This is a genomic window from Rhodopseudomonas boonkerdii (genome assembly GCF_021184025.1).
GTDB classification, from domain to species: domain Bacteria; phylum Pseudomonadota; class Alphaproteobacteria; order Rhizobiales; family Xanthobacteraceae; genus Tardiphaga; species Tardiphaga boonkerdii.
Genome location: NZ_CP036537.1, coordinates 1,468,308 through 1,493,111, shown reverse-complemented (window position 1 = coordinate 1,493,111; position 24,804 = coordinate 1,468,308). Strand labels below are relative to the sequence as shown.

Genomic DNA, 24,804 nt, shown 5'->3' with positions numbered 1-24,804 from the left:
TTGCTTTCTATCGGGCGGCAATTTTCTAAGACCTTATCCACATCAATCGGGAAGCGACGATCGATTACGCCGCAACGTTGCGCGGGAGGCAACAAGCGGCAGGCCTATCGTCCAGCTCGCGCGGTCGCGCAGCGAAGCAAAACACGTGCTTAGTCGCTATCGAGCCCCCGCCGACAAGCGGGCCGACCTTTCATCCGCCCGGGACTCGCCCCATATTCCGGCCATGGCGAAAAAACCCGACACTCCGAAAAAGCCCGCAAGATCGACCAAGACTCCCAAGGCGAAGCCCGGTGCGGGACGTCCCGACGTCAAGCCGATCGGGCCGGCGCTGGCGGAACTGCTCAATCCCGCCATCAATCGCGGCGATGCCGGCATGGGCTCGGGCACCGGCCTGCAGCCGCCGCCGGACAATTCGCGCGACCGCCGCTCCGGCGGCGAGGCCGCAGTGCATCGCGCCCGCAAATCCACCCCGAAAAGTTTCGAGGGCGACGACACGCCGCGCCCGACGCCGCTGCAGCCTTATCCGCAGCCGGTGGTCGCGCCCTATGCGCCGCGGTTGAGCGAGCAGAAAGGTCTGGAGGAAGCGCCACAGGCCAATTACGGCACCTCGGCCTCGATCCCGACGCTCGATCCGGAACTCGCGAAGCAGCTCGGCCTGCCCACGGCGGAGGACGACGAGGACACGACACTCGCCCGCCCCGTGCGCAACAAGATGGAAGCGCTCGGGGTCCGCGCCACCGCCGACGCGCTGGAAGCGCTGATCCGCGACGGCCGACCGGAATTCCGCAAGAAGGACGGCAGCGGCCATGTGTGGACGCCGCATCGCCCGCCGCGCCCGGACAAATCCGAAGGCGGCGTCCGCTTCGCGCTGAAATCGGCCTATGAGCCGAAAGGCGACCAGCCGACGGCGATCAAGGAGCTGGTCGAGGGCATCGACCGTAACGAGCGCACGCAGGTGCTGCTCGGCGTCACCGGCTCCGGCAAGACCTACACGATGGCGAAAGTGATCGAGGCCACGCAAAGGCCCGCGATCATCCTCGCGCCGAACAAGACCCTCGCCGCGCAGCTCTATGGCGAGTTCAAGAACTTCTTCCCCGACAACGCCGTCGAATATTTCGTCTCTTACTACGACTACTACCAGCCCGAAGCCTACGTCCCGCGCACCGACACCTATATCGAGAAGGACTCGTCGATCAACGAACAGATCGACCGCATGCGCCACGCCGCCACGCGCGCCCTCTTGGAGCGCGACGACGTCATCATCGTCGCCTCGGTGTCCTGCATCTACGGTATCGGCTCGGTCGAGACCTATACGGCGATGACCTTCGCGCTGAAGAAGAACGAGCGCATCGACCAGCGCCAGCTGATCGCCGATCTCGTCGCCCTGCAGTACAAGCGCACCCAGCACGATTTCACCCGCGGCACCTTCCGCGTCCGCGGCGACGTCATCGACATCTTCCCCGCGCACTATGAAGACCGCGCCTGGCGCATCAACCTGTTCGGCGACACCGTCGAGAACATCGAGGAGTTCGACCCGCTCACCGGCCACAAGCAGGACGAGCTGGAATTCGTGAAGATCTACGCGAATTCGCACTATGTGACGCCGCGCCCGACGCTGCTGCAGGCCATCAAGTCCATCAAGGACGAGCTGAAATGGCGGCTCGACCAGCTCAACAATCAGGGCCGCCTGCTCGAGGCCCAGCGCCTCGAACAGCGCACCACCTTCGACATCGAGATGATGGAAGCCACCGGCTCCTGCGCCGGCATCGAGAACTATTCGCGCTATCTCACCGGCCGCCGGCCGGGCGAGCCGCCGCCGACCCTGTTCGAATATGTCCCGGACAACGCCCTCGTCTTCGCCGACGAGAGCCACGTCTCGATTCCGCAGATCGGCGCCATGTTCAAGGGCGACTTCCGCCGCAAGGCGACGCTGGCGGAATACGGCTTCCGCCTGCCCTCCTGCATGGACAACCGACCGCTCCGCTTCGAGGAATGGGACATGATGCGTCCGCAGACCGTGGCGGTGTCGGCAACGCCGTCCGGCTGGGAGCTGCAGGAAAGCGGCGGCGTGTTCGCCGAACAGGTCATTCGCCCCACCGGCCTGGTCGATCCGCCCGTGGACATCCGCCCCGCGCGTACGCAGGTCGACGATCTCCTCGGCGAAGTCCGCGCCACCGCGGCGGCGGGCTATCGCTCGCTGATCACCGTGCTGACCAAGCGCATGGCCGAAGACCTCACCGAATTCCTGCACGAACAGGGCATTCGCGTGCGCTACATGCACAGCGACATCGACACCATCGAGCGCATCGAGATCATCCGCGATCTTCGCTTGGGTGCCTTCGACGCGCTGGTCGGCATCAACCTGCTCCGCGAAGGCCTCGACATTCCCGAATGCGCCCTCGTCGCCATTCTCGATGCCGACAAGGAAGGCTTCCTGCGTTCGGAAACCTCGCTGATCCAGACCATCGGCCGCGCCGCGCGCAACGTCGACGGCCGCGTCATCCTCTATGCCGATCAGGTCACCGGCTCCATGGAGCGCGCGATGGCCGAGACCAACCGGCGCCGCGAGAAGCAGGTCGAATACAATGTCGCCAACGGCATCACGCCGGAGAGCGTGAAGAAGTCCATCGGCGACATCCTCAACTCCGTCTATGAGGGCGACCGCGTGCTGGTCGAGATCGGCGACGGCGGCATGGCCGACGACGCCATCGCCATCGGCCATAATTTCGAGACGGTGCTGGCCGATCTCGAAACCCGCATGCGCGAGGCCGCCGCCGACCTGAACTTCGAGGAAGCCGCCCGCCTCCGCGACGAGGTGAAACGCCTGCGCGCCACGGAGCTTGCCGTCGTGGACGATCCCACCATCAAGCAGCGCGGGGTCGCCGCGCGTGGCGGCGCCTATCAGGGCGCGAAGAAATACGGCGATGCCGCAAACCTGCCGGCCCGTCTCGACAAGGCCGCGCAAGGCAAGGCCCGTGGCAAGTTTGCCAGCAAGGCGCGCAAGCCGACGCTGGATGAAATGGGCCCGGGCATGGAGAGCAAAATCTTCCAGCCGACCAACAGCCGCGAGTCCGGCCCCGAATTCGGACCCGCACCGCGATCAAGCGCGGGCGCACCGGGGCGGCGGGGTGGCTGGAAGAAGAAGTGAGCCGAACGGCGGCTCGCTTACGATAGACATCGATCTGCAAAGTCGGAATTCTTGTCCCGGACGCGATGCGGCGCGACGTGCTGCTTCGCAGAGCCGGGACCTTATCGAACTCCGAAGCTTATGAAGGTCCCGGTTCTGCGCAGCAGCGTTTGCACGCTGCAGCGCGCCCGGGACAAGAGCCATGTTCTATCCGCTGGAACGAGCTTCGGCCACGCGACCACGGCGGGCGGGGGCTGAACCCGCCGCTCCGCCATGGCGCTCGCTGATCCCCATATGCAGCGAGAACGCGCGTCGGGACGGAAGAATGCCCGAAAACATGGCGCTATGGTGGTCAGTATTGAACAGCCGCCAAACTCAACGGCCTCGAATGCTGCCACCGCGAGCGCGGGGTATGGGAGTGAGGCGTTCAACGGAAAGACGAGCATAGAAACTGCTCAGTTTAGACTTCCAGTTGGCGATCAGATAACTGCCCCTCAGGAAGCCAGCCCATGCATCATGCAAAAGGCCGGACGCCTTGCAGCGATGACATCGTGTCCCGGACGCGATGCGGCGCTCAGGCGAAGCGAAGCTTCGCCGCAAGTGCCGCTTCAGAGCCGGGACCGCAACAAACACCGAGCTTTGCACGGTCCCGGTTCTGCGCAGCAGCGTTGGCGGCGATGCGGCGCATCGCCTGACGCTGCAGCGCGCCCGGGACACGGTTCTATCGAGTCACAATAACGACGATCAATGCGCCGACGATTCCCGCTGGCTTTTCACCGCGCTCGCAGCGACGGCCGGCGCGGCATTGCCCCAGCTGTTGCGAATGTAAGTGAGCACGGCGGCGATCTGCGCATCGCTCAGGCGCCAGTCGAAGCCCGGCATCGCCGGCGCGGTCGGAGCGCCGGCGGTGCCGACGGCACGCGCGCCGTTCAGCACGACATGCGCCAGCGTCGCCGGATCGTCGGACTGCACGATGGCGCTCCCCGCGAGCTTCGGAAACAGATGCGTCTCGCCGGAGCCGTTATCCTTGTGGCAGGCGGCGCAGGCATCCTTGTAGATCGCGGCGCCGGCGCGCATCGTTGCATCGCCGGCCGCAAGCGCCTGCGGCTTGCTGCCGTCGCTCGGCCTGCTGTCCTTCAGATAGGCGGCGATGGCGTTGAGGTCCTCATCCGACATCTGCGAGGTCGAATTCGTGATCGCTTCGGCCATCGGCCCCGAGGCCAGTGTATGTTTGTTGGCGCCGGTTTTCAGATAGGCGACGAGCTCTTCTTTCGTCCACGCGCCGATGCCCTTGTGATTGTTGGCCGTGATATCAGGCGCAAACCAGCCCTGCAGCGTCGCGCCGGACAGCGCCACGCTGGTCTTGTCGCCGCCGAGCGCCGTCTTCGGCGTGTGGCAGGTGCCGCAATGCGCGGGCCCTTCGACGAGATAGGCGCCGCGATTCCATTCGTCGGATTTTTGCGGGTTTGGCTGGAAACGGCCCGGCGTGAAATTGAGCCAGTTCCAGAACGCCATCGACAGGCGGATATTGAACGGGAACGGCAGCTGGTTCGGCTCGACCGCGTTGCTCACCGGCTGCACCGTCCTGAAATAGGAGCGCAGCGCCAGCACGTCGTCGCGCGACATTTTCGTGTAGGCCGGATAGGGCATCGCCGGGTAAAGCCGGCGACCGTTATGACCGCGGCCCTCATGCAGCGCGGCGACGAAATCGCTGTCGCTCATCCTGCCGATGCCGGTTTCCGGATCGGGCGTGATGTTCGGCGCGAGCAATCTGCCGAACGGCGTGTCCAGCGCGAGGCCGCCGGCAAATGGCTTGCCGCCGGGTGCGGTGTGACAACCGGCGCAATCGCCGAGCACCGACAGATAGCGGCCCTTCTCGACGCGGTCATAGCCCTTGGGATCTTCCTGCGCGCGCGCGGCGCCGGCGAAGGACAGCGAGAGGACGACGGAAACAAGGAGGGAGCGTTTCATCATGTGCGCTCTCAAACCAGCGGGCCGGGATTCTTCAGATAGCGATTCTTGATCGCATCCGCGGTCCAGTAAGCGAGCGCGCCGACGGTGCCCGTCGGATTGTAGCCGGCGTTCTGCGGAAACACCGAAGCGCCGCCGGGCACGAACACGTTGGACACGTCCCAGCTCTGGCAATAACGATTGACCACCGAGTCCTTCGGATCGTTGCCCATCACCGTGCCGCCGGTGTTGTGCGTGGTCTGGTAGATGGTGGAATTCCACGGTCCCTTGCGCGGGCTCGCCGTCAGTTCCACCGGATCGAGCGTCTTCATGATCTCGGCGGTCTTGTCGGTGAGAAACTGCGACATCTTGATTTCGTTGTCGTGGAAATCGAACGTCATGCGCATCAGCGGCCGGCCGAGCCGGTCCTTATAGGTCGGATCGAGATCGAGATAGCAGTCCCTGTAGCTGTAGGAACTGCCATGGGTGCCGATGTTGTAGGCCCGGTTATAGGTCTCCGCGGTGGCCTTCTTCCACTGCGAACCCCAGCGCGGCGTGCCCTTCGGCACCGGCCGCGTGGTGATCGGGCGCGCACCTGTCTGGCCCGAGCCGATATAGCCGCCACCGATGAAGTCGAGATCCTTATGATCGAAATTGTCGCCGTTGAACTCGTCGATCATCATGCCGCCCGAGCCGGTGGCGATGAAATTGTTGAGCACCTTGTCCTTCAGGATCACGGACACGCCCGAGGTGGTCTGATAGGCGTAGTTGCGTCCGACGACGCCTTTGCCTGACTGTGGGTCGTAAGGCGCTCCGATGCCGGACAGCAGAAGCAGCCGGACATTGAACAGCGAGAAGGCGCAGACCAGCACGAGATCGGCGGGCTGCTCCCACTCCTCGCCCGACGTATCCACATAGGTCACGCCGGTCGCTTTCTTGCCGGTGTTGTCGAGATTGATCCGGGTGACTTCGGACTCGGTCTGCACTGCAAAGTTCGGGAGCCGCATCAAGGCCGGCAGCACGCAGACCTGCGGCGAGGACTTCGAGTAGTTGCCGCAGCCGAAGCGCTCGCAGAAACCGCAATAGGTGCACTGCCCCATGGTGACGCCGAGCGGATTGGTGTAGCCCTCGCTGATATTGCCGGACGGGCGCGGGAACGGCGCATAGCCCATCTTCTTCGCAGCTTCGGCAAACAGCGCCGAACCGTAATTCTGCTTCAGCGGCGGCGTCGGATATTCGGAACTGCGCCAGCCTTCGAACGGATTGCCGCCCGGCTGGATCTTGCCGTTGAGATTGCCGGCCTTGCCGGAAATGCCGGCCAGTTTCTCGAAGCGATCGTAATAGGGCTCCAGCTCGTCATAGGTGACGGGCCAGTCCTGGATCGTCATGTCCTCCGGAATCTTGCTGGCGCCGTAGCGCTCGGTGATATGCGTGCGCAGATTGAAGTCGCTGGGCAGGAAGCGCCAGGTCTGTCCGTTCCAGTGCAGGCCTGCACCGCCGACGCCGTTGCCCGGCAGAAAGCCGGCAAACTTGCGCACCGGCAGCGCCGTCTCGCTCATCTTGTTGCGAACGGTGAGCGTCTCCTGCTCCGGCCGCAGGAACATGTCGAGGCGCACGCCATAGCGCAGCTCGTCCTGTCCATAGCCCGGCGGGAAATCCGAGGCCGTATCGCGCCACGGGCCGCGCTCGATGGCGACGACATCGAGACCCTGCTTGGCGAGTTCGTAGGAAAGGATCGAGCCGGTCCAGCCGAGACCGACGACGACAACGTCTTTGCGGGGAAGTTTGCGTGCCATCGCTTAGTCTTTCACTGTCCAGTCGGCGCGGCCCATGATGCTCACCGGCGGCAGGGGATATTTTTCGTTGTAGCGTTCGACCCAGTCGCGGAAGTCGTAGCGGGCGCCCGGGAATCCGACGAGCTTCCAGCCCGCCATGTCGCGATTGCCGCCATAGATCGGATCCGCGAAGAAACCTTCCTGCGTCGTCTGCAGCAGCAGCGAGAAGAAGCTGACGCCATTGACGTCCTTGAGCTTCGCGGTGCCTTTCTCGATATCGGTGAGCACCTTGTCCTGCTCGGCGGGTGACAGATCGCGAAACACCTTGCCGCCGAAATTCGCTTTCACGTAATCGGCGATGGCGGCGAGTCCCTTGCGATAGCGCGTGGCCGGCGCATCGGCGCCCTGATAGCCCTGGCCGGGCGTGCCGTTCATGAATGGCGGCCGCATATAGAGGCCTTCGCTGCGGCCATAGGGACCGGCGAGCTGGCGGTCGAGATAGACGGCGCAGCCAGCGTCCTTTCCACCAGGGCCGAGGTCGTCGGCCGGGATCAGGCGATCGACGATCGCTTCGACCGCAGCGGCTTCGTCGGCAGTGAAGAATTGCCAGGGGCCAGGACGAACCGGAACAGGCGGCGATGCCGTGCCTTTTTCCCACGGCATTGCACCGGACAGCGTACGCGCACGCGCAGATGTTGCGCCTGCGACGAGAAGCGCCGCTGTGGATGCGAGCAGCGAGCGCCGGGACAGCTGCACTTCCCGGAGACGGTCGGTCATCGTCAGGTTTTCCGAATTATAATCATTCCAACCTTGCACATGACAGATTGACGCAGGTCAACACGGAGGCAATCACAAAGTTGCGAGGCATGGAATTCCCGCTTGCATGCACGCGACGCGCCGGCACTTGCACGCTTCTAATGGCGTCCGGATCATATCGGCTCATACCGATGCTGAATCAGATCATGGCTTGTCGCGCACCATGAAAGTCGTCAGGCGGCTCTCAAGCCATTGCGGACCCCACCGCTGTAGTCAAAGTCATACTCTGACCAGGTTGGAGAGGCAGATGCCATCGACGCGGATAGAGACACGACGTGGCTGGATTGGTGTTAGAAGGCGCGAGCTGATTGAGGCCGTTCAGCGTGCCTTGATCGCAGGATTGCAGATCCCTGACGACGATAGATGCATATTCTTGCAAGAGTTCGATGACGACGCGATGATTGCGCCGCCGAACAAGGGGCCATGCTATATCGTCATCGAAATCAAACTATTCTCAGGCAGGTCGGTCGAGGCCAAGCGCCGGCTCTATCAAGCAATCGTTGATGAGCTTTCTGCCTTCGACGTGCCTGCGTCCGATATCAAAACGGTCCTTATAGAGAGCGACCCCGTCAATTGGGGCTTGCGTGGAAAGCCTGCGAGCGAGATCGATTTGGGTTTCAAAATCAATGTTTGAGCTAACCGTTGCCCGTCCATTTCGGCAGTTTCCGATTTATGGATTCACGACCTAGTTGAAGCCTTACCAGGTAAGCTGATGAGGCTCGCTCGAGCGAGGGCATGGACCGATGACCGCTGATCACTCTGGTCCTGTAGCGACCGAGTTCCCGCGGCAGCGCCTATCGACCAGAACCCGACTTATCCGCCAAAGCCTTGGCGGTTGCCGTCAGTTATCGTCGGCCAGTCGCTCAAGGAAGAACCGCGCAACGCTCTCATTGAATTCGCGATGAAACGCCAACCTGTCAAATTCCGCGGGCGTGTCGGTGCAGATGCGAGGCAGCGCGGCCCTGAGTTGCGGCGAGCATGGCGCTAGGAACGCAAAGTGGCTGGCAGGCACGCTGCGAATCTCCGGCTTTCCCGGTAGCGCACGGGCAACCCGCGCCGTGCCCTCCGGATCAATAATCCCGATTCCGATCTCCGCTCGCCAGAACTGTACCGGAATCCTGATCGCAGCCAGATTGGATTGCGTAAAGAAGCCCGGTATCGGATCAGCGATCACAGCGGCGCGAATGCGCGCATCCTGCGCCAAAGTAGGAATGTCGCCGCCTCTCAGTTGCTCACAGAATTTCGAGGCATTCGTGCAACCGCGCGCATAACGGCCGAAGTCCGGTGCAGCACCGATCAGTGCCAGACCGGTGTAGCCTCCCTTGGAAAATCCGAACAGACCAATTTTCGCGGGATCGATGACGGCCCGATCTGTCCAGGCTTGAAGCATGAAGTCGAGCAGACGGACCATGTCTGTCGGACGCAGCACGAAAGATGACAGATCGTCTTTTTTCGAGGAATCGTTCGCGTTATCGCCCGGATGATTGATTGCCGCGACAACGAATCCGGCATCCGCTAGCGCAGCTGCCGTGTCATGGTGCCCGCCAAACCATCCGACATAGCCATGGGAAATGATGACCAGCGGCAGCTTTGCGCCAGTCACAGGGCAATCCTTCACCCCGATGAGACCATAGTCGACGCCCACCCCCAGGCCGCCGAGCTGCACATCTTTCGGTTTGGCCGCGCACGGATACCAGATCGCACCCGTTAAGTTAGGGCCATGGTTGAAAAGCTGAATGCCAGCAGCGTCGGCGGAAGAAGCCAAGCAAGACAACACAACAACTAAAGACCAAAATGCTTTGCGCAAGGAAGTCTCCCAAGCGTTGAAGCGAAGCCGGAACAGGTCGAGCGAGCATCAGCTCCGCTTGCCGAACCTGTCGAGCACGTTGCGCGTGATCTGCTGGGTATAGCAATCGCCCTCGATCAGGCCATTGACCCATTCGCAGGTGCCGGCGGTGAACACCTCGCCAGCGCCGCGTGCGAAATGCACGACCATGCCGCTGCCGCGTTTGTGACGTTCGAGGCTTTCCGCACCGGGTTCGCCGAGCAGCGAATTACGAAACTGGGCATCGCCATCGCCCAGCATCAACGAGCTGTCGAATTCCGGCAGGCCGCTCTCCGCCAGCGTCGCAAAACCCATGGCGAGAATGGTCAACCCTGCAGGTGCGCCGTCTTCGCCGGTCGGCACCGGCACGCCGTCTGCGAATGTGTATTCGACACCGTCCATCTCGAAGCCGAAGATGTTGGCCTCGTCACCGAACATGTCGGCATAGCCGAGACCGGTGCCGGCAAAGGCCCAGTGCTCCGGCCGGAACACGTTGAAGCCGCGGGCCGCGCGGCGGGCCATGCCGCCGAAGGCCGCATAGATGCCGCGCAGGGCATTGACCCCGAAGGTTCTGGCGCCGGGATGATCGATCTGCGGATCTTCCCACGCGCTCGTCATGCGCGACGTGCCGGCTTCCGGATCGAGACGCCGCGCGTCGTATTTCCAGGCGATCTGCGTCTGGGCTGCGCGATCCAGCCGGATCTGCCAGAGGAAGTTTCCGGCGAAGCGCGCGACACGGCCGCCGCCATCGACATAGGCATCGACAGCATCGCGCATCTCACGCGACCAGTATTCGTCATGACCGACGAACACCGCGCACGGGTAATCCTTCAGCACGTCGGGATCGTCATGCAGCTCGTCCTGCGTGATCACATCGAACGCATAGCCGTTGGCCTCGGCCCATTGCAGGAACGGCCGTTCATACGACGCCCAGCCGGCTAATGCGTAATAGCGCGTATAGCCGTTGATGAAGGCCCATTCGACGCTGTCATAGCGCGCCGGTCCGGGCTTGCCGGGGCGGACCTGATTGACCGAGCGCGGGGCGCCCTTGGGCAGCGCGACCTGGCCGCGTGCCCATGGCCGCAGCGCCGACAGATGCGCGGAGCGGCCGCGCGGGAGGGCCGGGTTGATGCCGTAGTAATGATTGGCGCCGCCCCAATCGTTATAGGCCGACCATGTCGATGTCGCCGCCACCAGCGCCAGCGCGCCGGGTGTGCGCGTGCGGCGGCGGTTGAAGAACAGATGATGGCCGATCGCCTCGCGTGCCGCCGTGGTCTCGTCGCGGATCTCCACGACATAGCCGCCGGATGCGAGATCGTCCGGAATCGTCCAGCTCAGAAACACCGGCCAGCCGCAGCCCGCCGCATAGACCTGCTCCGGCACTGGATGAAACGCAGCCTGCTGGATGCCCGAAGCGAACACCGCGTCGCCGCCGCCGGGATCGCGCGCAATCGTCAGCGAGACCCGCGCGACCGTCGTCGACAGATGCAGGGTCACGGTGTCGCCCGGACTGTAGGCACGACGGTTCGAATAGCACCACGCAGCCTTCTCGCCGTCGCGCGACGGGATTTCGACCCACGTCTCGCGTGCGCCCCGGCGTGGCCCGGAGATCACCGAGGCCAGCCGGTCGCCACCCGGCCGCTGACCACGCGCATTGTCGAAATCGGAATCTGCCATGGCGTTCTCCAGTCGGCGTCGGTTCGGAAGCGCTTCCCGCTATGCGTCGCGGATGACGTCGGTGCGATGAATGCCGTCGCGGTGCATCTGCCAGTAGGCATCCTTGATCCGCAGCGAGATCGGACCGGGACGATCGTTGCCGAGGATCGTGCCATTGACGCGTGCGGCCGGCATGACGCCGCCGGCCGTGGTGGCGAGAAACACCTCGTCGGCGTCTTCCAGTTCATGGCGCCGGATCGGAGCCACCGCTGCATCGATGCCCATCTGGCCACACAATTCGAGCACCGTCCTGCGTGTGATGCCATGCAGGCTGCCGCGATCGGGCGTCCTTACCTTGCCGTCCTTCACCATGAACACGTTGAAGCCCGGTCCCTCAGTGACGAAACCGTCGGCATCGCAGACGATGGCCGTATCGACACCGTGATCCTGCGCCTCGAACAGCCCGCTGGTGAGATCGCTCCATTGATAGTTCTTCACGGTGGGATCGACCGACACATCGGGCACCCGCGGCCTGGTCGCGATCCACACATGCGCGCCGCGCGCCTGCGCATCCTTCGGGATGACATCGATCCACGGCACCGCATAGGCCATGAAGTGATTATCGCAATCCTCGATCCTGCGCGAACCGGCAATGCGCGGTCGGCCGCGCAGCGCCACCATCGCCACATAGGCATCGTCGAGGCCGGCCAGCGCGACGCAGCGATGCAGAATGGCTTCCATTTCGCTGCGCGTCTCCGGCGGAGCCAGCCGGCGCGCGCGCATCGACGCCTCGAAGCGGTCGAGATGATCGGCAAGCCGGAAGAAACCGCCCTCGAACACATGCACCACATCATAGACGACATCGGAGCGCGTGAACGCCCAGTCCAGCGGAGAGACACTGGCCTCCGCGACCGGCACGAACGCACCGCGCGAAAAGGCGGCCCCACCTCGAAACTGCTCCTGCATGCGATCGCTCCCCGGCTATGACACGCCTAGCCGCGATGATTGCCGGTTCGCGCTGCGGCGGCAATAGCGCCTAACCACTGCGTCTATTATAATAGACGCAGCATTGCTCCTTGAAAGGACGCCGCGTGACCAAAATCGGATCAAAGCTCCGCGAACTGCGCCTGCGCCGGAAGCTGGGCGTGCGTGAACTGGCCGATCGCTCCGGCACATCCCATTCGACCATCTCGCTGATCGAGCGCGACCGAACGAGCCCGTCCGTGGACACTTTAAGTGCAGTGCTCGACGCATTGGGGACGACGCTGATCGGTTTTTTCTCCGAGCTGAAGGCGGAAACGTCGAGTCCGTTCTACCGCAAGCCAGACTTTGTCGAGATCGGCGACGGCAACGCCATCTCCTATCGTATGATCGGCGCCCGTTTCCCGAACCGCCAATTGCTGATGTGCCACGAGACCTATGGTCCAGGCGCAGGCGGCACGCAGCCGATCACCCATGCAGCGCAGGAAGCCGGCATGATCATTCGCGGCGCGATCGAACTGACGGTGGATGGCGAAAAGCAGATCCTGCGCAAGGGCGACGGTTTCTATTTCGACAGCCGCCTGCCGCATCGCTACCGCAATATCGCCAGCGATCCCTGCGAGATCGTGAGCGCGCTGACACCGCCCACATATTGAAGCCCTTCCCGGCACATTTGCTCGACGGGGCGATCGATCGCGTTGCCCTCAACCGCAATGCGGGCCGGACGCATTGCTGCGATGCCTGCCCCGTAAACCCCCGCTCCCTGAGCAACTCACATTTGCGGCACCGCCACATCCGCAAATGACACCGTTCCGTCGGTGTAGGCGGTGCTGTATGCGCATCGGACATGGCCGGGCTGCACCTGATTTTTAACGCAGGACTGTACAAGCTGCGATGTTCCGTCGCAGTTAAGTCGGATAGTCTCGACGGCCACCGGCCGCCTGCACGCACCTCGCAACGGGATGGAAACAGCGATGACCAAACAACCCTGGTACAAGGTCCTCTACATCCAGGTGATCATCGCCATCATCATCGGTGTGGCGCTGGGTTACTTCTATCCCGATGCCGGCAAGGCGCTGAAGCCGCTCGGCGATGGCTTCATCGCGCTGATCAAGATGATGATCGCACCGGCGATCTTCTGCACCGTGGTGCATGGCATCGCCTCCATCGGCGACATGAGCAAAGTCGGCCGCATCGGCGGCAAGACACTACTTTACTTCGAAGTGGTCTCCACTGCCGCGTTGCTGATCGGACTTGTGGTCGGACACGTCCTGCAGCCCGGCGCCGGCTTCAACATCGATCCGGCCACGCTCGACGCGAAGTCGGTCGCGACTTATGTGACGCGCGCCAAGGAGGAGAGCTTCGTCTCGCATCTGCTGGCGATCATTCCGACCTCCTATTTCGACTCGCTAGCCAAGGGCGATCTCCTGCAGGTGCTGCTGGTCGCGATCCTGTCCGGCTTTGCGATCTCGCATATGGGCAAGCCCGGCGAAAAGATCGCCGAAGGCATCGACCTCGCCGGCAAGATGTTCTTCCGCATCATCGGCATGATCGTGAGGGTGGCGCCGATCGGCGCCTTTGGCGCGATGGCCTTCACCATCGGTTCGTTCGGTCTCGGTGCACTGGTCAATCTCGGCTACCTGATCGTCACCTTCTATGCGGCATCGCTGCTGTTCGTGCTGCTGGTGCTCGGCGGCATCGCGCGCGCCTTCGGCTTCTCGATCCTGCGCTTCATCGCCTATATCAAGGATGAACTGCTGATCGTGCTCGGCACCTCGTCGTCGGAAACCGTGTTGCCGCGCATGATCACCAAGATGGAAGCGCTCGGCGCATCGAAGCCCGTGGTCGGACTCGTTATTCCGACCGGCTACAGCTTCAATCTCGACGGCACCAATATCTACATGACCCTGGCCACGCTGTTCCTGGCGCAGGCGACCAACACCCATCTCACCATCGGTCAGATGGCCGCGGTGCTCGGCGTCGCCATGCTGACCTCGAAGGGCGCATCGGGCGTTACCGGCGCGGGTTTCGTGACCCTGGCGGCGACGCTGTCGATCATTCCCGACATTCCGATCACTTCGCTCGCGATCATCGTCGGCATCGACAAGTTCATGAGCGAATGCCGCGCCCTCACCAATCTGATCGGCAACGGCGTCGCCACCATTGTCATCAGCCGCTGGGAAGGCGAACTCGACCGCCACAAGCTGCATGAGGCCATGGCACACCCCATCGCCTTCGGCGAAGAGATGGAACGCGTGCCGCTGGACGGATTGCCGGTCAAGCCCGCGGCGTAAGCGCGATCACGGGCTCTCGGTTGCGATCATCCGGACCGGCGGCTGGATGTATTCTGGACGAGATTGCCGTGCGCGGCCTGTTCGCGGATATTGTGTTTCTCGTCGTCGCGATGGCCTTTGGTATCGTCGAGCGGCACTTTCGGCACGTTCGCTGGCCCCTTGTCGCTACGGTTCTGGTCGGGGACAGGCTGGATATGCTTGGTCATAGGCCCTCCATGCGTGCAGCGCTGGACCAACGCGGCGCCATGGCCCGCGTTCCGGTTTTCCTCGCGCGAATGTCGGCGGATCATTGAACCTTCGAACGCCCTCGCCTGACGCATTCAGGTCGTCGGGGAATTCCGCATGAAAGTCATTTTGTTAATTCTGCTAGGCCTCCTCCTCGGCCTCCTCGGCGGTGGCGCTCTGGGGCTGGGGGCGGGGGTCGCATGGGTCGAAATGTTCAAAACAACGAATTTCGAAGGCTACAACGCCATGCTGGTGTTTTTCACCTTCATGCCCATCGGCGCTCTCCTCGGCGCCGTTGCCGGAGCCATCTTGTTCGGCATCGCCGCCGCCCGCCCGCAGAAGCTGAGCGCCGAGCATCTTCGGCAAAACGACCACGCCGCCTTCCGCTCCCAGCACGACATTTGACCTTCAAGGCAGCTGGCGCTCAATGTTGCAGTGCCATAATTTTGCCTGCCGCGACGGTACAATTTGGACCGACGCGATCTGCTGGGCATGGGCATGATGGCTGCGATATCGGCTTATTTTTATCGACTTGGCTTCATTGTAGCGGTCTGTACGGGTGCGACGACGTGGCCGGCCTGCGCGCAAAATCCGTGGGCCGGCATCAATGATGTCCAGACCCACGATCTTGCGCCGCCGCCCGGCAAGATCGAGCCGGTCGATACGTCGCCTGTTGCGAAGAACGATCCGGCGGAGCCGGACTGGAGTTCGCTCAGCGTGAACGATTCGCCGACGGCCAAAGGCTCGCTCCGCGAGAGGAAGTCATCGCTGATCGTCGGCAAACAGACTTCATCCTGGACCGTGCATGACAGTGAGGGCGCATCGGCCGTCTCCGTGAAACAGTCTGTGCTGCCGTTCTGGGATACCCGCATCGGCGCCGACATGAACGTCGCGCATCAGGACGTCGCACGAAGCGCGCAGGACGCCTATCGCAACCAGTTCGGCGACGGGACGCAGGCCACGTCCAACGGCACGGCCTGGGCTGCAATGACGGCGCCGGGCGTCGGCTCGATCTGGGATCAGACCTCTATCGAAGCGCGTGTCGATCCCTACGCCGACCAGACCAAATTTGGCACCTCGATCAGCAAGTCGGTACCTTTGGCCGGCAACCAGTATTCGCTGACGCTGCAGAGCGGCTACAATGTGATCCAGCAAGGCGCTATTCCCATGGTCGGCTATAACGGCCGCCCAACGCGAACCTACGAGACCGACCAACTCGCGCGCTTCAATATCTCGGAAACCGGCACAAGCTTCATGGCTGGACAGTCTTTGGCGACCACCGACGACAAATGGCTCCGGAAGGTGGGCGCGGAGCAGAAGCTGTTCGGCGGTATAAATGTCACCGGCGCCCTTAGCGAGACTACGACTGGCGTGACCAATAAGAGCCTTACCGCCGGGTTTAAGCACAGCTGGTAATTTAAGTTTACATACACTTTGTCTGCGAATTTCAGACAAAGAACGAGCGCACGCCGCAGATTGGCCGCTATCCTGTCAGAATCGACTGCGCAGATGACAATATTGTTGCGCCGTGCGGGGGACAATCCGCGCGTCATGCGTCGATCAGGAGAACCCTATGAACGCGACACGCCCAGAACAGACCGAAACCACCGCCGAAGACAGCAACCTCGCTGCCGTTTCGGAAGTCGAAGCAGGGATCCGAGACTTCGTCCGCAACGACATCGCCTATCTCCGCCGCCCCGGCGCGAACGCTGCGAACGGTTCGACCGCCGAAACGGCTGCCGCCTCCGAGGCCTCCCTCGATTCTTCGGCCGAAGCGACGGTGAACAGCGTCAACTCGCTGATCCAGCGCGTCGCCGGCACCTCGCTGGCGGAAATCGAGAAGTTGATCGGCGAACTGGAAAGCCTCCGCGACCTGCTGCATGCCGAAGGCCAGCGCGTCCAGCGCGAGATCTCAGGCTACGCCCAGCTCAGCCAGGCCGCCATGAAATCCACCCGCCTGATTGCCGACAATGTCGCTCAGTGGAAGCGCGCAGCAGACAATCTCCGCCACGACTGATCGGTAAACAGCTAGTGTTTTCAAACGCCGCTCCGGTCCGGGGCGGCGTTTTTCATTGAAATTTCAGTTTCTTGGGCACAATTTCAATTGAACTTTAACCACCTCTCCCCGACCAAGTTCGAAGGGCAGATTTCCTCTTCGATGAATCTCGCTCTCGCGATTTTCCTTGCCGAGCCTGATTTCGTCCGAAAATCGGCATTCGCCTTTCGGGATCATGCTCCAAGGCAGAAAACTGTCAGGGGTCTGGGGAGACAACCGTGCAAACCATACGACCGAATACGGCGGCGCCGATCCCGGCGCGCGCCACCGCCCCCAAAATGGGCACCATCATCGTTCGATTTTCGGCTTTGCTTCTGGTGGCCGTGGCGCTGCTGGCCTTCGCCTGGAGCCGCTGATTTAAGCGGCAAGTCTGAGGTCGAAACTCGACCCTCCCGCCCGTGTTCGGGCGGCGGAATTACTCGCTGACGGACGCGCTGTTCTCCAGCGTGTAGGCACCGTCGGCATAACCCTTCACGACCATGCAGGTGCCGAACATCACCGCAAGCGTGACGCTCGCGAAGATAAAGCCGACAAATTTCAATCCCGCGCGATCAGCCATAGTAGTCCCCAGTCATTTCCGAGCGTTGTGCGTCTGTCGCACATCAACCTCACAAAGTTCAAAACACATTAACGTTGGGCCGGTTCCACCGGCAAAGTTGGATTGGGTTAATTGCGGCCGCTGCGTTGGGGCAAGAATACCGATCCGAGAAAAGAGTAAACTTCTTCGCCTCGCTGATTCACGGCGACGTTCTTCGATTGAACGATACCCCAACCGGGCCGCGAAGCCGTAGCACGCGCCGAAACGATCTCACTGGAATAACTCAACGTGTCTCCCGCAAGAACGGGCTTGAGCCAGCGCAGATCGCGAAAGCCAGGCGAAGGGCCTCCGGTTCCGAATTCCTCACCGCGCGCTTCGGCTTCCTGACGCGCGCGAACGCCATCTGCAACGATCAACTTCATGCAGACCGATGCGACGTGCCAGCCCGATGCGACAAGCCCGCCGAACAGCGAATTGCGGCCGGCTTCTTCATCGAGATGAAACGGCTGCGGATCGAATTCGCGCGCAAATGTCTCGATCGATTCCGCAGTGAACGTGAACGTGCCGAGTTCGCGGCGACGACCGACTTTCATGTCTTCGAGAAACGGCATGTTACATCTGCTCCGCAGTCGCACGACAGCTGATCATGATCGGCACGGTCATCTCGGAGACGGTCTGCCCCTTCGCGTTTCGCGTGGTCAACCGGAAGGTCACAAAGCCCATTGAGGGGCGAGACTGCGATAGCCGCGTCTCCAGCACCTCGACATCGAGCACGAGTTCGTCGTTGGGGCGAAACGGCATCAGCCATTTCATCTCGGTGACACCGGGAGATCCCAGAGATGCGGTTTTGTGCAGAAAGCCATCATAGACCATGCGCATCATCAGCGAGCACATGTGCCAGCCCGACCCGGCAAGCCCCTTCAGCATCGAGGCCTTGGCGGCCTCTTCGTCAAGGTGCATCGGTTGCGGATCATATTCTTTGGCATAGGCGACAATTTCGTCGCGGGTGACCAGACGGGGCCCGAAACTGCCGAAATGGCCCGGCTGAAAATCTTCGAATGTCAGGATCATGATGGGAAATGCCGTCAAAGGAGCCTGATTGTGGCCGTTATTTGGGGCAATCTCAACCCGGTCACCTGCATGGCTTGCCCGTAACTGACGGGAGGGGGAACGAGCCTATAATGCGAGCGACCTTGAGACTTCACGCGTAGTACTGGGGGAGATTTTCGAATGTTCGAATTCCGCGACCTGTTTCAGTGGGACCGCTTCATCACGCCCACAATCATCAAGACGTTCTATTGGCTGGTGATCGCCCTGATCATCCTGTTCGGGATTTCCGGCATCTTCTCCGGCCTCGCCACAATGGCGATCAGCCCGTTTGGCGGCTTTATCCTGCTGTTGTCGAGTCTTGCCAGTGTCGTTGTCGGTGTTATTGCCGCACGTATCAGCGCCGAGTTCGTGCTGATCGTGTTCCGGATCAACGAGCACCTCGGCGCGATCCGCGATCAGGGTGAGCAGCGCGGCTTGTAATATTGGCGCCGTTGGATCGCTGCGTCGCTTCCCGATCTCCGGTCCCTCATGGTGAGGAGCGCGCATCTTGCGCGCGTCTCGAACCATGAGACGGCTGGGCTCGGAGCCCTGCCGCCATCCTTCGAGACGTGCGCGCTCCTCAGGATGAGGGCGAAGTGTGAGGCGACTACGTATTAAACCGGAAGTGCAGCACGTCGCCATCGGCAACGACGTATTCCTTGCCTTCCAGCCGCAATTTGCCACCGTCGCGGGCTCCAGCCTCACCATTCAGCCTGACGTAATCGTCATAAGCGATAGTTTCAGCGCGGATAAATCCCTTTTCGAAGTCGGTGTGAATGACCGCGGCCGCCTGCGGCGCCTTGGTGCCGCGCGTGATCGTCCAGGCGCGCGCTTCCTTCGGACCGACGGTGAAATAGGTGATCAGCTGCAGCAGCGTGTAACCGGCGCGGATCAGCCGATCGAGGCCGGCTTCTTCGAGACCGAGCGTATCGAGGAATTCGGCGCGTTCTTCACGTGACAGCGTGGCGATCTCGGATTCGATCTTCGCCGAAATGACGACGGCTTCAGCGCCTTCCTTCTTGGCGTGTTCGAACACCTTTTCGGAGAACGTGTTGCCGTTCTGCGCCGAGCCTTCCTCAACATTGCAGACATAGAGCACGGGCTTCGACGTCAACAGGCCCAGCATGCGGAATGCGCGTTCTTCTTCCGGCTTGCGCTCCATACCGCGGGTCGGTTTGCCGTCGCGCAACAGCACCAGCGCACGCTGCACGAGCTCAAGCTGCTCCTTAGCATCCTTGTCGTTGCCCTTGGCCTTCTTGGTCAGGTTATCGACACGCTTCTCGAGACTGTCGAGGTCGGCGAGCATCAGCTCGGTCTCGATGATCTCGATATCGGCGAGCGGATCGACCTTGCCTTCGACATGGGTAATGTCACCATCCTCGAAGCAGCGCACCACATGGGCGACCGCATCGACTTCACGGATGGTGGCTAGAAACTGGTTGCCGAGGCCTTCGCCTTTCGACGCGCCTTTCACGAGGCCGGCGATATCGACAAAGGTGAGACGGGTCGGGATGATCTGCTGCGACTTGCCGATCTCGGCAAGCTTGTCGAGCCGCTTGTCGGGCACCGCCACCTCACCGACATTCGGCTCGATGGTGCAGAACGGATAGTTCGCGGCCTGCGCCGCGGCGGTTTCGGTGAGCGCATTGAACAGCGTCGATTTGCCGACATTCGGCAGCCCGACGATACCGCATTTGAATCCCATGACCCTGTCCTAATTCTTCGACGGCTTCTCGGCGGAGCCGTTGTCGTCCTTCGACGTGAAACCCAGCTTTTACGTAAAACCTTTGGCCTGCATCGTCAGATGCACCTTGTTCTGGAACGACGAGTCGTTGCCACCGACGAGCAGCCCGGCATGATCGGACACCGCATCGTTGAATGCCTCGAGCTGCTGGCGTTCGGCCTTGGCGAAATCGTTCAGCACATGACCATGCACGAGTTCCTTGGCGCCGGGATGTCCGATACCGAGGCGCACGCGACGATAGTCATTGCCGACATGGGCGGAGATCGAACGCAGGCCGTTATGACCTGCGATACCACCGCCGACCTTCACACGCACTTTGGCGAAAGGCAGTTCGAGCTCGTCGTGAAACACGGCGATATCGCCGAGCGAAATCTTGAAGAACGCGGCGGCCTCCTGCACGGAGCGGCCGGACTCGTTCATGAAGGTCATCGGCTTCAGCAGAATGACGCGCTCGCCACCGAGTGTGCCTTCCGAGGTCTCGCCCTGAAAGCGACGGCGCCACGGTGCAAAACCGTGACGCCGTGCAATCTCGTCGAGAACCATGAACCCGATATTGTGCCGGTTGCCCTGGTATTTCGCACCGGGGTTTCCGAGGCCAACAAAGAGGCGCATGACGCGGTCTCCCGCGCTGGCTTACTTCTTCTTCGCCGGAGCGGCGGCAGCAGCCGGAGCCTTCGCACCAGCGGCCGGCGCCTTGGCACCAGCAGCGGGAGCAGCCGCGGCAGCAGCCGGAGCGCCCGCAGCCGGCGCTTCTTCGCCGTAGCCCGACGGCGGCACGATGGTAACCAGGGTCATATCGGCATCGCGGGCCAGCGTCTTGACGCCCTTCGGCAGCTTGACGTCGGTGATGTGCAGGGACGAACCGATGTCGAGCGTCGAGACGTCAACTTCCAGATACTGCGGAATGCTGTCGGCTTCGGCTTCGAGTTCGATCGTGTGGGCGACGATGTTGATGGTGCCGCCGCGCTTCACGCCCGGAGCGACTTCAGCGCCATTCACGTGCAGCGGAACGCTGACGCGAATGGTCGCGCCTTCGCCGAGGCGGAAGAAGTCGACATGGATCGGGAAATCCTTGACCGGATCGAGGTGGAAGTCGCGCGGAATCACGCGGTGCTTCTTGCCGTCGAGTTCGATGTCGAAAATGGTGGTCAGGAAGCGGCCGGCGTTGATGCGCTGGCGCAGTTCCTTGTCGTCCACCGAGATCGCCAGCGGGGGCTTGTTGTCACCATAGATCACAGCCGGAATACGGCCGGCGCGACGCTCTGCCCGTGCGGCCCCCTTGCCGCTCACCGGACGTGCGGTCGCCTTGAATTCCTTCACGGTCGCCATCGTCTAAGTCCTTGTTTTTGAAAAAGTTAAAGGCCGCCACGGCGGCCTCATCGTTACGTCACGGCAAGCCTCCAGGGGTGCGGGGGCCGCAGACGTGGCCGGCTTTTAGCGCCATCGGACCGAAATGACAAGGAAATGTCAGGCCTTTTCGGCCCCCGGGCATCGACGGAACCCGGATTTGGCTCCAGCCTCAGCCGCCCTGCTTCGCCTCCAGCGCGGCAATTCGCGCCTTCAGCGCCTCGTTCTCCTCGCGGGCAAGCCGCGCCATATCCTTCACCGCCTCGAATTCCTCGCGCTTCACGAGGTCGAGGTCACGGAGAATCTTCTCAGCCTGCGTGCGGACGACCGTGTCCACCTCACGCTTGACGCCCTGGGCGGCGCCGGCGGCTTCGTTCATCAAGCGGCCGATCTCGTCGAATAACCGATTGCTGGTCTGGGTCATGGCAAGAACTCCGGTCGAATAACTTGAGAACCGCATCGGGCGGCCGCACCGACAATGGCGATCCCCGCCGTTTAGTTCAAGCCTCGCCCGGCTTCCACAGTCACAAACGCGAATATCCCTTAATTCGTCATAGCCTTGTGCTTTACTGCGATCATCGGGAGCCGTAAGTCCACGCCATGCCCATCCTCGCGATCGATTTTCCCAACTTCAATCCCGTTGCCGTTGCGATTGGCCCGATCGTCATTCGCTGGTACGCGCTGGCCTATATCGTCGGTATCGTGCTCGGCTGGATCTATGCGCGCGCGCTGATCAAGCGGGAGAGGCTTTGGGGTGGCCCGGCACCGGTTTCGCTCATCCAGTTCGACGACTTCATTCTGTGGGTGACGCTCGGCATCATCATCGGCGGTCGCACGGGTGAAGTGCTGTTCTGGAATTTCCCTTATTATTACGCGCATCCTCTCGAAATCTTCCAGCTCTGGAACGGCGGCATGTCGTTCCATGGCGGTTATCTCGGCTGCGCGGTCGCGGTGATCGCATTCGCGCTGACGCAGCGCATCTCGATCCTGTCGCTCGGCGACCTCACTTGCGCGGTGGCGCCGATCGGAATTTTCCTCGGCCGCGTCGCCAATTTCGTCAACGGCGAGTTGTGGGGGCGCGTCACCGACGGCGACCTGCCATGGGCCGTCATCTTCCCGCATGCCGGACCGCAGCCACGCCATCCGAGTCAACTGTATGAAGCCGGCCTCGAAGGCCTGCTTCTGTTCGTCGTCCTCGCCATCATGGTTCGCATGGGCGCGCTGAAGCGGCAGGGTATGATTTTGGGCGCCTTCACGATCGTCTATGGCTGTGCGCGCATCGTCGGCGAGCTGTTCCGCGAGCCGGACGCGCCGACCGGCTTCGTCTTCGGTCAGGTGACCATGGGGCAACTGCTGTCAGTCCCGATGATCGTCATCGGCCTCGTGCTGATCGTGCGCGCGTGGCGCCTGCCCGATCGTAGCGCACTCAATCCGGGTGGGGCCTGACCGTGACAGATCAAGCATCGCCGCTGCTCGACGAGATCAAGCGCCTGATCCGCTCCACCGGCCCGATGCCGGTGTGGCGATACATGGAGCTGTGCCTGACACATCCGCGCCATGGCTACTACATCGCGCGCGATCCGCTCGGCCGCGAGGGCGACTTCACGACCTCGCCGGAAGTGAGCCAGATGTTCGGCGAATTGCTCGGCCTGTGGGCGGCCTCCGTCTGGCGCGGCATGGATTCGCCTGCGGAACTGCACCTGATCGAACTCGGCCCCGGCCGCGGCACCATGATGGCGGACGCATTGCGCGCCATGCGGGTGCTGCCGGATCTCTATCAGGCACTGCATGTGCATCTGGTCGAAATCAATCCGGTGCTGCGTGAGAGGCAGAAGGCATCGCTGCCGGCGCTACGCCACCTGAGCTGGCACGATAGTCTTGCCAACATCCCGGAGGGGCCCTCGGTCATCTTCGCCAACGAGTATTTCGACGTGCTGCCGATCCACCAGGCCATCAAGCGCGATGGCGGCTGGCACGAACGCACCGTCGATATCGGCGCCGACGGACAACTGATCTTCGGCGCATCGGCCGAGCCGATCCCGCGCTTCGAACTGCTGCTGCCGCCCCTGGTACGTGCAGCGCCGACTGGCGCCATCTTCGAATGGCGACCGGACAGCGAAGCCATGACCATCGCACGACGCGTCCGCGATCAGGGAGGCGCTGCCGTGATCATCGACTATGGTCATGTGCGCAGCGATGCCGGCGATACGTTTCAGGCCATCGCGAAACACAACTATACTGACCCGCTGAAGAATCCCGGCCAGGCGGATATCACGGCGCACGTGGATTTCCAGGCGCTCGCCCGCGCCGCCGAGGATGTCGGCGCTCGCGTGCACGGCCCGGTGACGCAAGGCGAATTCCTCAAGCGCCTCGGTATCGAGACGCGTGCTCTCACATTGATGGCCAAGGCCACGCCGGAAGCGTCCGAAACCGTCTCAAGCGCGCTCAAGCGCCTGATCGACTCGGGCCGCGGCGGCATGGGCTCGATGTTCAAGGTGATCGGCATTTCCGACCCGAAGATCGAGACGCTGGTGGCGCTCAGCGATGCGCCGGAGATTCCCGCATGAAGACCTTCACCTCGCCTGCTCTCTCCGGCCTTCCCGGTCTGCGCCACGCGTTCTTCACCCGCGATGGCGGCGTCTCCAAGGGTATCTATGCCGGCCTCAATGGCGGCATCGGCTCCAATGACGATCCCGCCGACGTCGCCGAGAACCGCCGGCGCATGGCAGAGGCCATGGGTGTTGATGTCGCTCATTTCCTGACCGCACATCAGATCCATTCCCCCGATGTCGCCGTGGCAACCATGCCATGGAGTCCGGAAGCCCGCCCCCGCGTCGATGCGATGGTGACAGCGACACCCGGCCTCGCGCTCGGCGTCACCACGGCCGATTGCGGACCGATCCTGTTTGCCGACGCCAAGGCACGGGTGATCGGCGCAGCCCATGCCGGCTGGAAAGGCGCTTTTACCGGCGTTCTCGAAAACACGATCAACGAGATGGAAAAGCTGGGCGCCAATCGCGCGGATATCACCGTTGCCATCGGCCCGCTGATCCGCCAGCCCAGCTATGAAGTCGGCGCCGAATTCGTCGCCCGTTTTACGGAGGCAGATCCCGCCTTCGCGCGCTTCTTCATTCCGTCGGCACGCGAGGGCCACGCGATGTTCGACCTTGCCGGCTTCATCCGCATGCGACTGCAGCGCGCCGGCATCGTCGACATCGACGACACCGGCATCGATACCTATCCGGACGAACAACTGTTTTCCTATCGCCGCACGGTTCACCGCAAGGAGCCGGACTACGGCCGTCAGATTCACGCCATCGTGCTCGCGCGTTAACCATATCGGGCATTCGACGCAACGCGTAACTATTTAAATTTAAAGAA

Annotated in this window: 26 protein-coding genes; 12 read left to right on the top strand and 14 right to left on the bottom strand. The window is 62.3% G+C overall.

The window, feature by feature from the left end; genetic code table 11:
- Nucleotides 1-223 precede the first annotated feature (223 nt).
- Entirely contained in the window at nucleotides 224-3,148 is a 2,925-nt protein-coding gene (gene uvrB / locus E0H22_RS06980) for an excinuclease ABC subunit UvrB (protein ID WP_233024924.1), read from the top strand.
- Between the two features lie 723 nt (nucleotides 3,149-3,871).
- Here uvrB and E0H22_RS06975 read toward each other — a convergent pair.
- The 3 genes from E0H22_RS06975 to E0H22_RS06965 are packed head-to-tail and all read right to left on the bottom strand — an operon-like array spanning nucleotide 3,872 to nucleotide 7,629.
- The gene (locus tag E0H22_RS06975) at nucleotides 3,872-5,101 is read right to left on the bottom strand and encodes a c-type cytochrome (RefSeq protein WP_233024923.1); all 1,230 of its coding nucleotides are present in this window, start codon (nucleotides 5,099-5,101) and stop codon (nucleotides 3,872-3,874) included.
- An 8-nt stretch (nucleotides 5,102-5,109) separates the two neighbouring features.
- Nucleotides 5,110-6,873 (bottom strand): GMC family oxidoreductase, encoded by a 1,764-nt coding sequence (locus E0H22_RS06970; RefSeq protein WP_233024922.1) that lies wholly within the window; start codon nucleotides 6,871-6,873, stop codon nucleotides 5,110-5,112.
- Nucleotides 6,874-6,876: 3 nt separating this feature from the next.
- Entirely contained in the window at nucleotides 6,877-7,629 is a 753-nt protein-coding gene (locus tag E0H22_RS06965) for a gluconate 2-dehydrogenase subunit 3 family protein (protein ID WP_233024921.1), read from the bottom strand.
- Between the two features lie 286 nt (nucleotides 7,630-7,915).
- Here E0H22_RS06965 and E0H22_RS06960 point away from each other — a divergent pair, with 286 nt between their 5' ends.
- Complete coding sequence (locus tag E0H22_RS06960) at nucleotides 7,916-8,302, top strand: tautomerase family protein (RefSeq protein WP_233024920.1); 387 nt, start codon at nucleotides 7,916-7,918, stop codon at nucleotides 8,300-8,302.
- Nucleotides 8,303-8,509: 207 nt separating this feature from the next.
- On the opposite strand, the gene E0H22_RS06955 is transcribed toward E0H22_RS06960, so the two are convergent.
- The 3 genes from E0H22_RS06955 to E0H22_RS06945 are packed head-to-tail and all read right to left on the bottom strand — an operon-like array spanning nucleotide 8,510 to nucleotide 12,115.
- Nucleotides 8,510-9,475 carry an alpha/beta hydrolase family protein gene (locus E0H22_RS06955; protein ID WP_233024919.1) on the bottom strand — a complete coding sequence of 322 codons (966 nt, stop codon included), beginning with the start codon at nucleotides 9,473-9,475 and terminating at the stop codon, nucleotides 8,510-8,512.
- Nucleotides 9,476-9,523: 48 nt separating this feature from the next.
- Nucleotides 9,524-11,170, bottom strand: a complete 1,647-nt coding sequence (locus E0H22_RS06950; RefSeq protein WP_233024918.1) for a N,N-dimethylformamidase beta subunit family domain-containing protein — start codon at nucleotides 11,168-11,170, stop codon at nucleotides 9,524-9,526.
- A 39-nt stretch (nucleotides 11,171-11,209) separates the two neighbouring features.
- Entirely contained in the window at nucleotides 11,210-12,115 is a 906-nt protein-coding gene (locus E0H22_RS06945) for an aminotransferase class IV (protein WP_233024917.1), read from the bottom strand.
- Between the two features lie 125 nt (nucleotides 12,116-12,240).
- On the opposite strand from E0H22_RS06945, the gene E0H22_RS06940 reads away from it, so the two are divergent.
- Nucleotides 12,241-12,786 (top strand): cupin domain-containing protein, encoded by a 546-nt coding sequence (locus E0H22_RS06940; RefSeq protein ID WP_233024916.1) that lies wholly within the window; start codon nucleotides 12,241-12,243, stop codon nucleotides 12,784-12,786.
- A 318-nt stretch (nucleotides 12,787-13,104) separates the two neighbouring features.
- Entirely contained in the window at nucleotides 13,105-14,424 is a 1,320-nt protein-coding gene (locus E0H22_RS06935) for a dicarboxylate/amino acid:cation symporter (RefSeq protein ID WP_233024915.1), read from the top strand.
- 26 nt (nucleotides 14,425-14,450) lie between these two features.
- Here E0H22_RS06935 and E0H22_RS06930 read toward each other — a convergent pair whose 3' ends face one another.
- Nucleotides 14,451-14,630, bottom strand: coding sequence for a hypothetical protein (locus E0H22_RS06930; protein WP_233024914.1), 180 nt, complete (start codon nucleotides 14,628-14,630; stop codon nucleotides 14,451-14,453).
- Nucleotides 14,631-14,766: 136 nt separating this feature from the next.
- Here E0H22_RS06930 and E0H22_RS06925 point away from each other — a divergent pair, with 136 nt between their 5' ends.
- The 4 genes from E0H22_RS06925 to E0H22_RS06910 all read left to right on the top strand — a co-directional run bounded on the left by E0H22_RS06925 (nucleotide 14,767) and on the right by E0H22_RS06910 (nucleotide 17,061).
- Nucleotides 14,767-15,054: a hypothetical protein gene (locus tag E0H22_RS06925; RefSeq protein WP_233024913.1), complete on the top strand. Its 288-nt coding sequence runs from the start codon at nucleotides 14,767-14,769 to the stop codon at nucleotides 15,052-15,054.
- 63 nt (nucleotides 15,055-15,117) lie between these two features.
- The gene (locus tag E0H22_RS06920) at nucleotides 15,118-16,065 is read left to right on the top strand and encodes a hypothetical protein (protein WP_233024912.1); all 948 of its coding nucleotides are present in this window, start codon (nucleotides 15,118-15,120) and stop codon (nucleotides 16,063-16,065) included.
- A 157-nt stretch (nucleotides 16,066-16,222) separates the two neighbouring features.
- On the top strand, nucleotides 16,223-16,666 hold the full coding sequence (locus E0H22_RS06915; protein WP_233024911.1) for a hypothetical protein: 444 nt from the start codon (nucleotides 16,223-16,225) through the stop codon (nucleotides 16,664-16,666).
- 257 nt (nucleotides 16,667-16,923) lie between these two features.
- On the top strand, nucleotides 16,924-17,061 hold the full coding sequence (locus tag E0H22_RS06910) for a hypothetical protein (RefSeq protein WP_233024910.1): 138 nt from the start codon (nucleotides 16,924-16,926) through the stop codon (nucleotides 17,059-17,061).
- A 59-nt stretch (nucleotides 17,062-17,120) separates the two neighbouring features.
- On the opposite strand, the gene E0H22_RS06905 is transcribed toward E0H22_RS06910, so the two are convergent.
- The 3 genes from E0H22_RS06905 to E0H22_RS06895 form a co-directional block, all read right to left on the bottom strand.
- A complete protein-coding gene (locus tag E0H22_RS06905; RefSeq protein ID WP_233024909.1) occupies nucleotides 17,121-17,264 on the bottom strand; it encodes a hypothetical protein in 144 nt (47 codons plus the stop codon).
- Nucleotides 17,265-17,371: 107 nt separating this feature from the next.
- Entirely contained in the window at nucleotides 17,372-17,854 is a 483-nt protein-coding gene (locus tag E0H22_RS06900; protein ID WP_233024908.1) for a MaoC family dehydratase, read from the bottom strand.
- A 1-nt stretch (nucleotide 17,855) separates the two neighbouring features.
- Nucleotides 17,856-18,314: a MaoC family dehydratase gene (locus tag E0H22_RS06895; RefSeq protein WP_233024907.1), complete on the bottom strand. Its 459-nt coding sequence runs from the start codon at nucleotides 18,312-18,314 to the stop codon at nucleotides 17,856-17,858.
- Nucleotides 18,315-18,473: 159 nt separating this feature from the next.
- Between E0H22_RS06895 and E0H22_RS06890 the strand changes: the two genes are divergently transcribed.
- Nucleotides 18,474-18,773, top strand: coding sequence for a DUF4282 domain-containing protein (locus tag E0H22_RS06890; protein ID WP_233024906.1), 300 nt, complete (start codon nucleotides 18,474-18,476; stop codon nucleotides 18,771-18,773).
- Nucleotides 18,774-18,939: 166 nt separating this feature from the next.
- Here the strand turns inward: E0H22_RS06890 and ychF are convergent, their stop codons facing one another.
- From ychF to E0H22_RS06870, 4 genes are all read right to left on the bottom strand, one after another.
- Entirely contained in the window at nucleotides 18,940-20,037 is a 1,098-nt protein-coding gene (gene ychF, locus E0H22_RS06885) for a redox-regulated ATPase YchF (RefSeq protein WP_233024905.1), read from the bottom strand.
- Nucleotides 20,038-20,106: 69 nt separating this feature from the next.
- Nucleotides 20,107-20,688 (bottom strand): aminoacyl-tRNA hydrolase, encoded by a 582-nt coding sequence (pth, locus tag E0H22_RS06880; protein WP_233024904.1) that lies wholly within the window; start codon nucleotides 20,686-20,688, stop codon nucleotides 20,107-20,109.
- Between the two features lie 21 nt (nucleotides 20,689-20,709).
- The gene (locus E0H22_RS06875) at nucleotides 20,710-21,405 is read right to left on the bottom strand and encodes a 50S ribosomal protein L25/general stress protein Ctc (RefSeq protein ID WP_233024903.1); all 696 of its coding nucleotides are present in this window, start codon (nucleotides 21,403-21,405) and stop codon (nucleotides 20,710-20,712) included.
- 190 nt (nucleotides 21,406-21,595) lie between these two features.
- A complete protein-coding gene (locus tag E0H22_RS06870) occupies nucleotides 21,596-21,847 on the bottom strand; it encodes an accessory factor UbiK family protein (protein ID WP_233024902.1) in 252 nt (83 codons plus the stop codon).
- A 176-nt stretch (nucleotides 21,848-22,023) separates the two neighbouring features.
- Between E0H22_RS06870 and lgt the strand changes: the two genes are divergently transcribed.
- Genes lgt through pgeF form a run of 3 tightly spaced genes read left to right on the top strand, consistent with a single transcriptional unit; the run spans nucleotide 22,024 to nucleotide 24,757 of the window.
- On the top strand, nucleotides 22,024-22,869 hold the full coding sequence (lgt, locus tag E0H22_RS06865) for a prolipoprotein diacylglyceryl transferase (RefSeq protein ID WP_233024901.1): 846 nt from the start codon (nucleotides 22,024-22,026) through the stop codon (nucleotides 22,867-22,869).
- Nucleotides 22,870-22,871: 2 nt separating this feature from the next.
- Nucleotides 22,872-23,990 carry a class I SAM-dependent methyltransferase gene (locus E0H22_RS06860; RefSeq protein ID WP_233024900.1) on the top strand — a complete coding sequence of 373 codons (1,119 nt, stop codon included), beginning with the start codon at nucleotides 22,872-22,874 and terminating at the stop codon, nucleotides 23,988-23,990.
- Nucleotides 23,987-24,757, top strand: coding sequence for a peptidoglycan editing factor PgeF (pgeF, locus tag E0H22_RS06855; RefSeq protein WP_233024899.1), 771 nt, complete (start codon nucleotides 23,987-23,989; stop codon nucleotides 24,755-24,757). Before E0H22_RS06860 ends, pgeF begins: the two co-directional genes overlap by 4 nt.
- Nucleotides 24,758-24,804 lie beyond the last annotated feature (47 nt).

Excerpts from the sequence above, each read along its gene's own strand:
- uvrB (WP_233024924.1), top strand. The coding sequence starts at position 224 with ATGGCGAAAAAACCCGACACTCCGAAAAAGCCCGCAAGATCGACCAAG.
- E0H22_RS06975 (WP_233024923.1), bottom strand. The coding sequence starts at position 5,101 with ATGATGAAACGCTCCCTCCTTGTTTCCGTCGTCCTCTCGCTGTCCTTC.
- E0H22_RS06970 (WP_233024922.1), bottom strand. The coding sequence starts at position 6,873 with ATGGCACGCAAACTTCCCCGCAAAGACGTTGTCGTCGTCGGTCTCGGC.
- E0H22_RS06965 (WP_233024921.1), bottom strand. The coding sequence starts at position 7,629 with ATGACCGACCGTCTCCGGGAAGTGCAGCTGTCCCGGCGCTCGCTGCTC.
- E0H22_RS06960 (WP_233024920.1), top strand. The coding sequence starts at position 7,916 with ATGCCATCGACGCGGATAGAGACACGACGTGGCTGGATTGGTGTTAGA.
- E0H22_RS06950 (WP_233024918.1), bottom strand. The coding sequence starts at position 11,170 with ATGGCAGATTCCGATTTCGACAATGCGCGTGGTCAGCGGCCGGGTGGC.
- E0H22_RS06945 (WP_233024917.1), bottom strand. The coding sequence starts at position 12,115 with ATGCAGGAGCAGTTTCGAGGTGGGGCCGCCTTTTCGCGCGGTGCGTTC.
- E0H22_RS06935 (WP_233024915.1), top strand. The coding sequence starts at position 13,105 with ATGACCAAACAACCCTGGTACAAGGTCCTCTACATCCAGGTGATCATC.
- E0H22_RS06930 (WP_233024914.1), bottom strand. The coding sequence starts at position 14,630 with ATGACCAAGCATATCCAGCCTGTCCCCGACCAGAACCGTAGCGACAAG.
- E0H22_RS06925 (WP_233024913.1), top strand. The coding sequence starts at position 14,767 with ATGAAAGTCATTTTGTTAATTCTGCTAGGCCTCCTCCTCGGCCTCCTC.
- E0H22_RS06915 (WP_233024911.1), top strand. The coding sequence starts at position 16,223 with ATGAACGCGACACGCCCAGAACAGACCGAAACCACCGCCGAAGACAGC.
- E0H22_RS06905 (WP_233024909.1), bottom strand. The coding sequence starts at position 17,264 with ATGGCTGATCGCGCGGGATTGAAATTTGTCGGCTTTATCTTCGCGAGC.
- E0H22_RS06900 (WP_233024908.1), bottom strand. The coding sequence starts at position 17,854 with ATGCCGTTTCTCGAAGACATGAAAGTCGGTCGTCGCCGCGAACTCGGC.
- E0H22_RS06895 (WP_233024907.1), bottom strand. The coding sequence starts at position 18,314 with ATGATCCTGACATTCGAAGATTTTCAGCCGGGCCATTTCGGCAGTTTC.
- E0H22_RS06890 (WP_233024906.1), top strand. The coding sequence starts at position 18,474 with ATGTTCGAATTCCGCGACCTGTTTCAGTGGGACCGCTTCATCACGCCC.
- ychF (WP_233024905.1), bottom strand. The coding sequence starts at position 20,037 with ATGGGATTCAAATGCGGTATCGTCGGGCTGCCGAATGTCGGCAAATCG.
- pth (WP_233024904.1), bottom strand. The coding sequence starts at position 20,688 with ATGCGCCTCTTTGTTGGCCTCGGAAACCCCGGTGCGAAATACCAGGGC.
- E0H22_RS06875 (WP_233024903.1), bottom strand. The coding sequence starts at position 21,405 with ATGGCGACCGTGAAGGAATTCAAGGCGACCGCACGTCCGGTGAGCGGC.
- E0H22_RS06870 (WP_233024902.1), bottom strand. The coding sequence starts at position 21,847 with ATGACCCAGACCAGCAATCGGTTATTCGACGAGATCGGCCGCTTGATG.
- lgt (WP_233024901.1), top strand. The coding sequence starts at position 22,024 with ATGCCCATCCTCGCGATCGATTTTCCCAACTTCAATCCCGTTGCCGTT.
- pgeF (WP_233024899.1), top strand. The coding sequence starts at position 23,987 with ATGAAGACCTTCACCTCGCCTGCTCTCTCCGGCCTTCCCGGTCTGCGC.